This is a genomic window from Pseudomonas sihuiensis, from assembly GCF_900106015.1.
GTDB classification, from domain to species: Bacteria; Pseudomonadota; Gammaproteobacteria; order Pseudomonadales; family Pseudomonadaceae; genus Aquipseudomonas; species Aquipseudomonas sihuiensis.
This window is the reverse complement of sequence record NZ_LT629797.1, coordinates 2,125,270-2,136,791: the sequence shown is the minus strand read 5'-3', so window position 1 is coordinate 2,136,791 and position 11,522 is coordinate 2,125,270. Positions and strand designations below refer to the sequence as shown.

Sequence of the window (11,522 nt, the reverse complement as noted above, 5' to 3'; positions counted from 1 at the left end):
GATCAGGTGGGTGGGCCAGGTGGGCCGAGTAGCATCTGCATGAACCAGATGATGAATCCGTAGCCGCCGACCAGCGCGACCGAAAGGATGGGGAACAGGCAGACCACGAGAAAGACGAACAGGCGAGTTTCCTTGCCTTTCATGGCGCTGCGCTCGGGCGGGGTAGCCATTCGCTCTTCTCCGTTGCGTTCGCAATTAAGGCTAGACCCTAACATTAGTAAGAGCAAAGTCTGTTGAGCTGGATCAAGGAAAAGGAATTGTACGAGCGGTAATGGCACGTGCTCGCGATTATCGATAGCGTGCTAATATTTCGTCTGGTTTCATTCACCTGCAGGCGTCACCCGGTTCGGTCTTGCGGCATGTTCCGGCTATCGCTTGCATCCAGCTTCGTGAGCCAGTCCATCCATGTCCGTGACTCATCTGAGCCGTGGCAGCGCCGGTTATCGGCGTGCCACCCTGGCGCTGTTCTGCGCCGGTTTCGCCACCTTCGCCATGCTTTACTGCGTGCAACCCCTGCTGCCGTTGTTGGCCGCGCACTTTCGCGTGTCTGCGGCCAGCAGCAGCCTGGCGCTTTCGCTGACCACGCTGAGCCTGGCCCTGTGCCTGCTGGTATCCGGTGCACTGGCCGAGAGCTGGGGGCGCAAGCCGGTGATGGTCGCGGCGCTGGGTCTGGCCGCGCTACTGGGGATCGCCTGCGCGCTGGTGGAACAGTGGAGCAGCCTGCTGATTTTGCGTGCGCTGCTGGGGCTGGCGTTGAGCGGTTTGCCGGCGCTGGCCATGGCCTACGTTGGTGAGGAGTTCGACCCTGAAGCGCTACCGGCGGCGATGGGGCTGTATATCGGCGGTACGGCGCTGGGCGGTCTGCTCGGGCGCCTGCTGGCCGGCCTGCTCAGTGACCTGGGCGGTTGGCCCTGGGCCCTTGGCGGCATTGCCGGGCTCGGCCTGTTGGCGTTGGCGCTATTTCTCTGGTTGCTGCCGCCGTCGCGGCATTTCACCGCCCAGCCGTTGTCTTTGCGCGGCCTGTTGCGCAACTTCGCCCTGCACCTGAGCAACCCGCATCTGCGCGTGCTGTTCGCTCTGGCCTTCCTGCTCATGGGCGGCTTCGTTGCGCTGTTCAACTATGTCGGTTTCCGTCTGGCCGGAGAACCATTCAACCTGTCGGCGACGGTCATCGGCCTGTTGTTCACCGTATACCTGCTGGGCATCTTCAGTGCCGGTTGGGCCGGGCGCCTGGTGCCACGCTTTGGCGCGCGTCAGGTGCTCAATGGCGGCATCGGCCTGATGCTGCTGGGGGTAGCCCTGTGCGCTGCGCCGTGGTTGAGCGCTGCGGTGGTGGGGCTGGCGCTGTTCACCCTGGGTTTCTTCGCTGCTCATGCGGTAGCCAGCGGGCAGGTCGGTATTCATGCACAGGGGGCCAAGGCGCAGGCCTCGGCGCTGTACCTGTGTGCCTATTACCTCGGTTCCAGCCTGGTGGGCTATGTTGGTGGTTATGTCTGGGAGCACGCCGGCTGGCTGGCGTTACTCGGCGTTCTGGCTTCGTTATTTATCCTCGCCAGCGCTCTGGTACGGCGTATCTAGGCTGTTTGCCGCTTGTTCAGCGCAGGTTCAAGGAGGGTTCAGCGGGGATTCAGTCGTCTTCCGGCAGACTCGTTGCCAGGTTGATCAAAACCACAACGAGAGGAATGACGCCATGAAAATCACCCTGAACCGTATCGCCTTCGCTACCTGCTTGGCCCTGGGTGCAAGCGCTGCCCAGGCCAACGACAATTTCGTCGGCCTGACCTGGGGTCAGACTGACAACAACATCCAGAAATCCAGCGCGCTGAATGCCAACCTCGGCAACCCCAAGTTGGACAAAGTGATCAATGGCGAGGGCACCTGGGGTGTCCGCGCCGGCCAGAAGACCGCCGATGGTCGCTACTACGCGACTTACGAGAATGTCTCCGGCAGTCACAATGGCTACAAACTGCGTCAGCAGAATCTGCTCGGCAGCTACGACATGTTCGTCCCGCTGGGTAGCAACAACACCAAGCTGTTCGGTGGTGTAACCGCCGGTCTGGTCAAGCTCGAGCAGGAGAGCCGTGGCTTCTCCCGTGACAGTGACATCGGTTTTGCCGCAGGCCTGCAGGCCGGTATTCTGCAGGAACTGAACAGCAACACCTCGATCGAAGCCGGCTATCGTTACCTGCGTACCAATGCCAGCACGGAAATGGCGCCGCATGGTGCAGGCAAGGTCGGGTCGCTGGATCTGCACAGCAGTTCGCAGCTCTACCTGGGTGCCAACTTCGCCTTCTAAAGGTGGCTTAGCGTTACCAGGCCGGGCATCAGTCCGAGTGAAAACGTAGCGAGCGAAGGTCAGGCAAGGCAAAAGCCGGCGAAGAAGCGCAGTTTACGACTTGTAAATGAGCATTCTGAGCCGGGTTTTAACGCAGCATGGCCGAGCGCAGTAGTTTTCACGCTGACTGATTTGCCCGGCCTTCGTACAACTTAAAAGGCTATGTCTGCGCTAAGTGTTGGGAGTGGGTGCAAAGGCCCGTAGGGTGGGCTTTAGCCCACCAACGGTGGTTGGCGTGGGCTAAAGCCCACCCTACAAGGCTCCCGGCCTTCCTTGGAACCCTAGCAACAGTTAACAGGGACATAGCCACTTAAAAAGGGGAAGTCTGATGAAATTGCTGGTGGTGGAGGATGAGTCGCTGCTACGTCACCATCTGTTCACTCGCCTCAGTGAAAACGGGCATGTGGTGGATGCCGTGCGCACCGCCGAAGAAGCCCTGTACCGCGCTGAGTCCTTCAATCATGACCTGGCCCTGGTCGACCTCGGCCTGCCCGGCATGAGCGGTATCGACCTGATCCGCGAGCTGCGCAGCCAGGACAAGAACTTTCCGATCCTGATCCTCACCGCGCGCGGCAACTGGCAGGACAAGGTCGAAGGGCTGTCCTGCGGCGCCGACGACTACGTGGTCAAACCCTTCCAGTTCGAAGAGCTGGAGGCGCGCCTCAACGCGCTGCTGCGCCGCTCATCCGGCTTCACCAAATCGACCATCGAGGCCGGTTCCCTGGTGCTGAACCTCAACCGCAAGCAGGCCACGGTGGATGAGCAATCGCTGCAACTGACCGCCTACGAGTACCGCATCCTTGAATACCTGATGCTGCATCACCAGCAGGTGGTGGCCAAGGAGCGCCTGATGGAACAGCTCTATCCGGGCGACGACGAGCGTGATCCCAACGTCATAGAAGTGCTGGTAGGTCGTCTGCGGCGCAAGCTGGAGTCCGTGCTGGGCGGCAAACCGATAGAAACCGTGCGTGGCCAGGGCTACATGTTCAACGAGCGCTGCAAGTGAGTCGAGCGCGCGCCGTTCTACGCAAGCTGCGTATGCGTTTCGCCTCCCTGCGGCTGCGTTTGATGCTGGCCAGCGCGGCGCTGGCGATGCTGTTCATGCTGCTGTTGATGCCAGTGCTGCAGGGCGTGTTTCTTATGGCCCTGGAGCAGACCATCGAAAAGCGTCTGGCCTCCGACGCGGCTGCGCTGATATTCGCCGCGCGCATCGATGGCGGCCGCTTGAGCATGCCGGAGAAGATGCCGGACGAAGAATTCGACAACCTCGATTCCCACCTGCTGGGCTTCATCTTCGACCGGGACGGCCAGATGCTCTGGCGCTCACGCTCCTCCACCGACGAACAGGTGCGTTACCTGCCGCGCTACGACGGGCGCGGTCACGAATTCATGCGCATCCATGACGAAAATGGTGAGGAATATTTTGTCTATGACGTTGAAGTGGACCTGCTGCGTGGCGACAGCACCGCCCTGAGCATCGTTACCATGCAACCGACCCGCGAATACCAGGGGCTGTTCAATGGTTTCGCCTGGCAGTTGCGCCTGTGGCTGGGCATCGCCCTGCTGGTGCTGCTGGGGCTGCTCTGGTTCGGCCTGACCTGGGGCTTTCGCAGCCTGCGTGGCCTCAGCGACGAGCTCGACGGCGTAGAGGCCGGCACCCGCCAGCGCCTGAGTGACGAACACCCGCGCGAACTGCTGCGCCTGACCAACTCCCTCAACCGCCTGCTCGACAGCGAACGGCGTCAGCGCGAGCGCTACCGCGACTCGCTGGAAGACCTCGCCCACAGCCTGAAAACCCCGCTCAGCGTGCTGCAGGGCATTGGCGAAAGCCTGGCTGTGCAGCCCGACAATCGCGAGCAGGCGCAACTGATGCAGGCGCAGATCGAACGCATGAGCCAGCAGATCGGCTATCAACTGCAACGCGCCAGCCTGCGCCGCAGCGGCCTGGTGCGTCATCGCGAACAGGTCTGGCCGCTGCTCGATAGCCTGTGCCGCTCGCTGGACAAGGTCTATCGCGACAAGCGCGTCGAAGCGACCCTGGACGTGCCCGCGCACAGCCAGATCACCATGGAACGTGGCGCGCTGATGGAACTGCTTGGCAACCTGCTGGAAAACGCCTACCGCCTGTGCCTGCAACAGGTGCGCGTGAGGCTGCAACCCCTGACCGACGGCTGCCTGCTGACCATCGAAGACGACGGCCCCGGCGTGCCCCCGCACCAGCGTGAGCGGGTACTGCAGCGCGGCGAACGACTGGATGCACAGAACCCGGGACAGGGCATCGGCCTGGCGGTGGTGGAAGATATCGTCGACAGCTACGACGGCGAGCTGAGCCTGGTAGATTCGGAACTGGGCGGCGCCTGTTTCAGGGTGCGGTTGTACGACTGAGCCTTGCTGTCAGGCATGTTCTTCCGATTCTTGTACGGAACAGAACCGCTGCCGGACCAGGCGAGTCCTGCAGCGGAACAAGGTCGATACCAAGTGTGATGCCCTGATCGATTGAACGCTTCGCCCTCGCTGCGCGAACTACGGAATGGCCAGGGCGCAAAGGCTCAGAACAGGCCGGATATACGCATGTCATCGCGCTGGCGATAGGTGCCAAAGCAAGGCTTTGCTCACTGCTTGTGGGCAGAGTCCATGTCAGTTGTTAGGTGCTTGGTGTACGGTCTTCGTTATGGTGCCATATACGAAGAATGACGATAGTTTCTGTGTGGGCTGAATAGCGGACTCTATATTTTCCGAAAACTGCGTCTCGAATGGCTTTTGGGCTTGGAGCAAGCTCAACAGCGCGGCCCATTTCTGGATATAGACCAAGATTCTCGATGCGAGAAAGGAGCTCTGCTGCAACGCGTGCAGCAGCAAGAGGATCGTTCTCTGCTATGAATTCGCGCAGGCGAACGAGGTCTGCCACCGCGTTTTCTGAGTAGGCCAGTCTCACTGACCAGCCTTCGGTGGGGATAGCTCATTGTCGGTGCCCCAGCTTTGCAGCCAGGCAGCTACAGCTTCGCCGGATACAACTCGGCCCTGCGCCACTGACTCCATCGCTTGCAGTGTTTCTTGCCAGCGGTTCTGCTCTAGCTCCTGGCGCTCAAAGAACTCTCTAAGTGCTTGATTAATAAGCCAACTTTTACTTCTCTGAAGCTTCTCGGCCATAGCGCCAAGATTTTCTTCGAGTTCCGGTTGAAGCCGGACGGTTGTGACGCTCATGGATATGCCTCCATACTTTTGAATGCAATGTATTACACAGTATTCATGCGGGCAAGCAGGCTCGGCGCGCGAGTGCGCGTGTTGCACTCAGCTCCTGCAACCGCCCGCGACAGCACCCAGGATGAAAAGCGACATGAAGAACGGCAAGCCTATCGCCTCTGGCGCATTGCCAGCAGGCTTGGGTCAGAACCTAGTGCATATCCGCCTGACCTGTCCATCCACGAAGCCCGATGCACAGGCAGCCATGCTGCCTTACCCCTCCTGTGCCCGATACGCCCCCGGTGTCAGCCCCGTCCATTTCTTGAACGCGCGATGAAAGGCCGAGGGTTCGGAGAAGCCGAGTTGTTCGGCGATGTCCTGAATCGCCAGTTCGTCGCGGCCCAGGTGGTAGATGGCGAGGTCGCGGCGCAGGTGGTCCTTGAGTTCCTGGAAGCTGGTGCCTTCTTCGCGCAGGTGGCGGCGCAGGGTTTGTGGGCTGGTGTGCAGGTGCTGGGCGACCTGTTCCAGGTCCGGCCAGGTGCGGCAGTCGCGGCCGAGCAGGCGACGAATCTGGCTGATCAGGCTGTCGCCGCCGTCGGGACGGGCCAGCAGATCGGCGGGGGAGTGTTGGAGGAATTGCTTGAGCGTGCGTTCGTCCTGCAGCAGCGGCATGGCCAGGTAGCGGGCGTGGAACAGCAGGCTGGTTTGTCCGGCGGCAAAGCGCCGGCTGCAGGGGAACAGCAGTTCGTACTCGGCGGCATGCGCGGGTTCGGGGTAGGCGAAGGTGGCTTCTTCCAGGCGGATGCGCTGGCCGATCAGCCAGCTACCCAGGCGATGCCAGATCACCAGCAGACTTTCGACCAGAAAATGGTCCGGATCCCACAGCGTGCTGTCGTCGACGCTCAGCCGCGCCCAGTCGCCTTCGCGTTGCAGGCTGATGCCTGGCGCGTCGGGAAACAGGCCGTAGAACATCGCGCCACGACTCAGGGCTTTTTCCAGGCTGCGGCAGTGGATGATGGCGTGGCTCATCATGGCGAAGGTGCCGCGTTTGCTCGGCTGGCGGCCGAAACCCAGGTATTCGTCGTCCAGCGCTTCCCACAGCAGTTGCATCAGCCGGGAGAATTGCTCCGGGGCGATGCGTGCGCGCGGCTCGACCAGCACGGCGCTCTGGATGCCAGCCTGGCGCAGTATCGGGTCGCAGGCCAGGCCGTGGCGGTCCGCACCGCGCAGGGCGGCGCGGACGAAGTGGCTGGCAATGGTGCGTTCGCGCATGCTGGGTTTCCGAAATCGAGGGTGGTCGATGGTAGGCAGTTGCTCCCAGCCAGGGCAAGCCAACCGAGCGATTGGGTCAACCGAGGCTGAGCGCATGGGTCATTGAGGGGCGGCGGGGCGGCCCTTAACCTCAAGGACATAACAACAGCGGAGGACCCGCCCCATGCAACGCAACCATTTCGACACCGAGCACAACCTGTTCCGCGACGCCTTCGCTGCGTTTCTCGATAAAGAGGTGGTGCCGCATCAGGAAGCCTGGGAAGAGGCTGGTGTGGTGGATCGCAGCGTGTGGCGCAAAGCCGGCGAGATGGGTTTTCTGTTGCCCTGGGCGGACGAGGAGTACGGCGGAGCGGGGCTCAAGGACTTTCGTTACGAGCAGATCATGTGCGAGGAGCTGGCGCGCATCAACGAACCGGGTTTCATGATCCCGCTACACTCGGCGCTGTGCGGCCCCTATATCGCCGAGTACGGCAATGCCGAGCAGAAGGCGCGCCTGCTGCCGGGCATCATCAGCGGTGAAACCATCCTGGCGGTGGCGATGACCGAGCCGTCTGCCGGCTCCGATCTGGCCGGCATGCGCACCACGGCCGTGGACAAGGGCGATCACTGGTTGCTCAACGGTTCCAAGGTGTTCATCTCCAACGGCTACCTGGCTGATGTAGTGATCGTCGCAGCCAAGACCGACCCGGCCAACAAGCACGCCATGGGGCTGTTTCTGGTGGAGCGGGGCATGCCCGGCTTCGAGCGCGGCAAGAAGCTGAAGAAGCTCGGCATGCACAGCCAGGACACTGCCGAGCTGTTCTTCAACGACGTTAAGGTGCCCAAGGAGAACCTCTTGGGCGATGCCAAGGGCGGCTTCTTCTACCTGATGAATATGCTCGCCCAGGAGCGCCTGACCAATGCCTGTGGCGCTGTGGCCGGCGCCGAGGCGGCGCTGCAGACCACCATCGAGTACGTCAAGGAACGCCAGGCCTTTGGCCGCCCGGTGGCGCATTTCCAAAACACCCGTTTCAAGCTGGCCGAGATGCGCACCCAGATCGACGTGGCCCAGGTGTTCACCGACCGCTGCGTGATGGACCACAACCAGAAGAAGCTCACTCCCGAAGTGGCCGCCGAGGCCAAGCTGTTCACCACCGAACTGCTCGGCAAGGTGGTGGACGAGGGCGTGCAACTGCACGGCGGCTGGGGCTACATGTGGGAGTATCCGATCTGCAAGATGTACGCGAATGCGCGCATCCAGCGCATCTTCGCCGGTACGTCGGAGATCATGAAGGAGATCATCAGTCGCGGGATGAAGCTGTAGGATTGTGCAGGCTTCATCCGTAGGGCGGGTGCAACCCGCCATCGGCGCTCTGGCGGGTTGCACCCGCCCTACGGGCAGCTACCTATAACAAAAACCAAGGTCAGCGCGATGAGTCAATCTCTGCAACTGCCTCTCGAACGCTTCAACCATTGGCTGCATCGGCAGCCCGATGCCATCTGGCTGCGCCAGCCTGTAGAGGGCGTCTGGCATGATTACAGCTGGCGCCAGGTCGACGACCAGGCGCGTCGCCTGGCCAGCGCGCTGCTGGCGCTGGGCTGCGTGCCGGGCGAGCGCGTTGCGCTGCTGGCGAAGAACTGCGCCGAATGGTTTATCAGCGACCTGGCGATCCAGCTCGCCGGACTGGTCAGCGTGCCGCTGCATCCGCTGCAGGCGCCGGAACAGATCGCCTATGTGCTGGAGCAGGCGGGCTGCAAGGTAATCCTGGTTGGCAAGCTGGATGAGCCGGACAAGCTGGCCACCGGTATCGCGGCGCATATCACCCGCATCGCCATGCCTTATCCGACCATGCCTGCCGAGCACCAGTGGCAGGCCTTGCTGGCGGCGCATGAGTCGCTGCTCGGCGCGCATCTGCAACGCGGCGAGGATCTGCTGTCGATCCTCTATACCTCCTGCACCACCGGGCAGCTCAAGGGCGTGATGCTCTCGGCCCACGCCATGGCGTTCTCTGCGGCTCACGCCACGGCGGAGCTGAACATGACGCCGCAGATCAGTTCTTTTCCTACCTGCCGCTGTCGCATGCCGCCGAGCGCTTTCTGGTCGAATTCAACAGCCTCTACTGCGGCGCACCGGTGGCCTTTGTCGAGTCGCTGGAGACCTTCGCCAGGTGCGTCCCACTGTGTTCTTCTCGGTGCCACGGTTGTGGACGCGCTTTCAGCAGGGCGTGCTGGAGAAATTGCCGGCGCACAAGCTCGAGAGCCTGCTGCGTATCCCGCTGCTGGGGCGGCTGGTTGCACACCGGTGACCGCAGCCAGCTGGACGAGGCGGGCTACCTGCGCATCACCGGGCGGGTCAAGGACATCTTCAAGACCAGCAAGGGCAAATACGTCGCGCCAGCGCCCATCGAGGGCAAGATCGCCAAGACTCATTGGGTCGAACAGGTGTGCCTGATGGGCAGCAACCTGGATCAACCGTTGGCGCTGGTCGAGCTGTCACCCGCCGCTCGCCAGCAACCGCGTGAGTTGCTCGGCCAGTCACTTGCCGAGCATCTGCATGCAGTCAATCAACGACTGGAGGCGCACGAGCGTGTCAGCCATTTCTACCTGGTCAGCGAGGCCTGGACAGTGGATAACGGCAGCATGACGCCGACCATGAAGATTCGCCGCAACGTGCTGGAGGTGCGTTATGCCGAGGCCATTGCCGGCCTGCCAGGCGAGCAGGTCATTGTCTGGGAAGATTAACTCATCGTCCGGGTGCAAGCCGGCAAGCGTCATGCCCACTTGCACCCTGGCCAACTCGAACACGCCATCTGGGAGTCACCATGTCTGGCCCGTTGTCATCACTGAAGATTCTCGATTTCTCCACCCTGCTGCCGGGGCCGTTCGCCTCGCTGCTGCTGGCCGATATGGGCGCCGAGGTGCTGCGGGTGGAGTCGCCCACGCGTATGGATCTGATCCGCGTGCTGCCGCCGCACGACGGCGGCGCCTCCACCAGCCACGCCTACCTTAACCGCAACAAGCGCAGCATCGCCCTCGATCTCAAACGGCCCGAAGCTGTGGAGGTGGTTAAGCAGTTGGTCAGCGAGTACGACATCGTGCTCGAACAGTTTCGTCCCGGCGTGATGGATAAGCTGGGCGTCGGTTACGAGGCGCTCAAGGCGATCAACCCACGGCTGATCTACGTGTCGATCACCGGTTACGGCCAGAGTGGGCCTTATCGTGATCGCGCCGGGCACGACATCAACTACCTGGCGCTGGCCGGCATTGCCAGCTACACCGGGCGCCGCGACTGCGGCCCGTTACCGCTCGGCGTACAGTTGGCCGACCTGGCCGGCGGCTCGCTGCATGGCGTGATCGGCCTGCTCGCGGCCGTGGTGCAGCGCCAGGCCACCGGTGTGGGGCAGCAGGTCGACGTGAGCATCACCGACTGCGCGTTCAGCCTGCACGGCATGGCGGGGGCTGGTTACCTCGGCGCCGGCGTCGAGCCGGGCATGGAAAACCAGGCGCTCAACGGCGGCAGCTTTTATGATTACTACCGCACCCGTGATGGGCGCTGGTTCTCCGTGGGTAGTCTGGAGCCGCAGTTCATGCAGCAGTTCTGCGCCGCCATTGGCCGGCCTGAACTGGCGGCGCGCGGCCTGTCGCTCAAGCCTGAAGATCAGCAAGCGCTCAAGCGCGAGATCGAAATCGAGTTCGAGAAGCGTGATTTCGCCCAGTGGTGCGAAGTGTTCGCCGGCATCGACGCTTGCGTCGAGCCCATGCTGCCACTGTCCGAGGCGGTCGAGCATCCGCAGGTCAAGGCGCGTGGGCTGGTTGTCGAGGTGCCGCGCGAAGGCTTGCCGGCGCAGCCGCAGCTGGCCTGCCCACTGAAATTCTCCGAAGGTTTGCCACCGCCCAGGCATGTGGGGACGGCAGTCGGCGCACACACCGAGCAGGTGCTGCTGGAGTTGGGTTATGACGCCGAACAGATCGCGGCGTTGAGGGCGTCCAGGGCGCTGGGTTGAGCCGCAAGCTGCAGCGCGTGGTGATTGCCGGTGCGCGCGGCGCACCCTACGGGATTTTGAGGCTAGCGTAGCCGGTGTGGGCGATTTCGATGCTGGTGTAGGGTGCGCTGTGCGCACCAATGCCTTATGGAGGGCCTGCGGTCATTCCTGGCGGTGTTCACCAGCGTTATGGAGCTTCCCTCATCACTCCTGACGCTGCTCACCACTGAAGGTCAGCGTTACCTTGCAACGCCGGCAATAGTAACGGCGGCCCTTGGCGACCAGGGCATGACGCTGGGCCGAGAAGGGGAACTCGCCATCCACGCAACTGCAGCGGTAGATGAAGCGGTTGACTTTGCGGCGTTCGACTTCATAGCTGTGGCAACGATGCGGCGGCAGTTCGTAGACGCCGCGCATGATCAGTTGCCATTCCTCGCCATGCGGCTGAATGCGTGGGCCGAATAGCTGATGGGCGACCATGTGGGCGACTTCGTGCGGCACTGTCTGGCGCAGGAAGTCTTCCTGGTTGGCCCGGTACAGCTGCAGATTGAAGCGCAGCTTGTTTTCCGTCAGGTGCGCGACCCCCGCCTTCTGCCCACGCAGCTTGAAGCTGATCTCGGGGCGGGCAAAGCGTTGCTTGAAGAAGGCTTCGGCCTGCTGGTAGCAGGCTTCGACGCGGGCGTGAATCTGTTCGGGCATAGGCGGGGGAGAGCAGGGGCTGGCTGAGCGCTGATTATGCCGTAAGCCGGCAGCCCGTGCCGCTGCCAATG

General features: G+C 62.4%; 13 protein-coding genes and 1 pseudogene. 9 read left to right on the top strand and 5 right to left on the bottom strand.

What is annotated here, in order from left to right; translation table 11 throughout:
- Positions 1-2 precede the first annotated feature (2 nt).
- Positions 3-170 (bottom strand): periplasmic nitrate reductase, NapE protein, encoded by a 168-nt coding sequence (napE, locus tag BLT86_RS10090; protein ID WP_039964770.1) that lies wholly within the window; start codon positions 168-170, stop codon positions 3-5.
- Between the two features lie 235 nt (positions 171-405).
- Here napE and BLT86_RS10085 point away from each other — a divergent pair, with 235 nt between their 5' ends.
- The 4 genes from BLT86_RS10085 to BLT86_RS10070 all read left to right on the top strand — a co-directional run bounded on the left by BLT86_RS10085 (position 406) and on the right by BLT86_RS10070 (position 4,720).
- Positions 406-1,578, top strand: a complete 1,173-nt coding sequence (locus tag BLT86_RS10085; protein WP_092376457.1) for an MFS transporter — start codon at positions 406-408, stop codon at positions 1,576-1,578.
- Positions 1,579-1,690: 112 nt separating this feature from the next.
- Positions 1,691-2,296, top strand: a complete 606-nt coding sequence (locus tag BLT86_RS10080; protein ID WP_092376454.1) for an outer membrane beta-barrel protein — start codon at positions 1,691-1,693, stop codon at positions 2,294-2,296.
- Between the two features lie 367 nt (positions 2,297-2,663).
- Positions 2,664-3,341 (top strand): response regulator transcription factor, encoded by a 678-nt coding sequence (locus BLT86_RS10075; RefSeq protein ID WP_092376451.1) that lies wholly within the window; start codon positions 2,664-2,666, stop codon positions 3,339-3,341.
- Positions 3,338-4,720, top strand: a complete 1,383-nt coding sequence (locus BLT86_RS10070; RefSeq protein WP_092376448.1) for an ATP-binding protein — start codon at positions 3,338-3,340, stop codon at positions 4,718-4,720. Before BLT86_RS10075 ends, BLT86_RS10070 begins: the two co-directional genes overlap by 4 nt.
- A 259-nt stretch (positions 4,721-4,979) precedes the next feature.
- Here BLT86_RS10070 and BLT86_RS10065 read toward each other — a convergent pair whose 3' ends face one another.
- The 3 genes from BLT86_RS10065 to BLT86_RS10055 all read right to left on the bottom strand — a co-directional run bounded on the left by BLT86_RS10065 (position 4,980) and on the right by BLT86_RS10055 (position 6,790).
- Complete coding sequence (locus tag BLT86_RS10065; RefSeq protein ID WP_092376445.1) at positions 4,980-5,270, bottom strand: type II toxin-antitoxin system RelE/ParE family toxin; 291 nt, start codon at positions 5,268-5,270, stop codon at positions 4,980-4,982.
- Positions 5,267-5,539, bottom strand: a complete 273-nt coding sequence (locus tag BLT86_RS10060; RefSeq protein WP_003461517.1) for a CopG family ribbon-helix-helix protein — start codon at positions 5,537-5,539, stop codon at positions 5,267-5,269. Before BLT86_RS10060 ends, BLT86_RS10065 begins: the two co-directional genes overlap by 4 nt.
- Before the next feature lie 252 nt (positions 5,540-5,791).
- Positions 5,792-6,790 (bottom strand): AraC family transcriptional regulator, encoded by a 999-nt coding sequence (locus tag BLT86_RS10055; protein ID WP_039964767.1) that lies wholly within the window; start codon positions 6,788-6,790, stop codon positions 5,792-5,794.
- A gap of 163 nt (positions 6,791-6,953) precedes the next feature.
- Between BLT86_RS10055 and BLT86_RS10050 the strand changes: the two genes are divergently transcribed.
- From BLT86_RS10050 to BLT86_RS10040, 5 genes and pseudogenes are all read left to right on the top strand, one after another.
- Positions 6,954-8,093 (top strand): acyl-CoA dehydrogenase family protein, encoded by a 1,140-nt coding sequence (locus BLT86_RS10050; protein ID WP_003461515.1) that lies wholly within the window; start codon positions 6,954-6,956, stop codon positions 8,091-8,093.
- Between the two features lie 108 nt (positions 8,094-8,201).
- Positions 8,202-8,732, top strand: a pseudogene (locus tag BLT86_RS26085) (AMP-binding protein); the annotation flags it as partial.
- A gap of 205 nt (positions 8,733-8,937) precedes the next feature.
- Complete coding sequence (locus BLT86_RS26080) at positions 8,938-9,075, top strand: hypothetical protein (protein WP_231976634.1); 138 nt, start codon at positions 8,938-8,940, stop codon at positions 9,073-9,075.
- Entirely contained in the window at positions 9,062-9,511 is a 450-nt protein-coding gene (locus BLT86_RS26075) for an acyl-CoA synthetase family protein (RefSeq protein ID WP_231976592.1), read from the top strand. Before BLT86_RS26080 ends, BLT86_RS26075 begins: the two co-directional genes overlap by 14 nt.
- Positions 9,512-9,591: 80 nt before the next feature.
- Complete coding sequence (locus BLT86_RS10040; protein ID WP_092376443.1) at positions 9,592-10,773, top strand: CaiB/BaiF CoA transferase family protein; 1,182 nt, start codon at positions 9,592-9,594, stop codon at positions 10,771-10,773.
- A 183-nt stretch (positions 10,774-10,956) separates the two neighbouring features.
- Here BLT86_RS10040 and BLT86_RS10035 read toward each other — a convergent pair whose 3' ends face one another.
- Positions 10,957-11,451, bottom strand: a complete 495-nt coding sequence (locus tag BLT86_RS10035; RefSeq protein ID WP_092376440.1) for a SprT family zinc-dependent metalloprotease — start codon at positions 11,449-11,451, stop codon at positions 10,957-10,959.
- Positions 11,452-11,522: the final 71 nt, after the last annotated feature.

What these genes read in the sequence shown, in the direction of transcription:
- BLT86_RS10050 (WP_003461515.1), top strand. Translation starts at nt 6,954, where the DNA reads ATGCAACGCAACCATTTCGACACCGAGCACAACCTGTTCCGCGACGCC.
- BLT86_RS10080 (WP_092376454.1), top strand. Translation starts at nt 1,691, where the DNA reads ATGAAAATCACCCTGAACCGTATCGCCTTCGCTACCTGCTTGGCCCTG.
- BLT86_RS10085 (WP_092376457.1), top strand. Translation starts at nt 406, where the DNA reads ATGTCCGTGACTCATCTGAGCCGTGGCAGCGCCGGTTATCGGCGTGCC.
- BLT86_RS10055 (WP_039964767.1), bottom strand. Translation starts at nt 6,790, where the DNA reads ATGCGCGAACGCACCATTGCCAGCCACTTCGTCCGCGCCGCCCTGCGC.
- BLT86_RS10075 (WP_092376451.1), top strand. Translation starts at nt 2,664, where the DNA reads ATGAAATTGCTGGTGGTGGAGGATGAGTCGCTGCTACGTCACCATCTG.
- napE (WP_039964770.1), bottom strand. Translation starts at nt 170, where the DNA reads ATGGCTACCCCGCCCGAGCGCAGCGCCATGAAAGGCAAGGAAACTCGC.
- BLT86_RS10040 (WP_092376443.1), top strand. Translation starts at nt 9,592, where the DNA reads ATGTCTGGCCCGTTGTCATCACTGAAGATTCTCGATTTCTCCACCCTG.
- BLT86_RS10035 (WP_092376440.1), bottom strand. Translation starts at nt 11,451, where the DNA reads ATGCCCGAACAGATTCACGCCCGCGTCGAAGCCTGCTACCAGCAGGCC.
- BLT86_RS10060 (WP_003461517.1), bottom strand. Translation starts at nt 5,539, where the DNA reads ATGAGCGTCACAACCGTCCGGCTTCAACCGGAACTCGAAGAAAATCTT.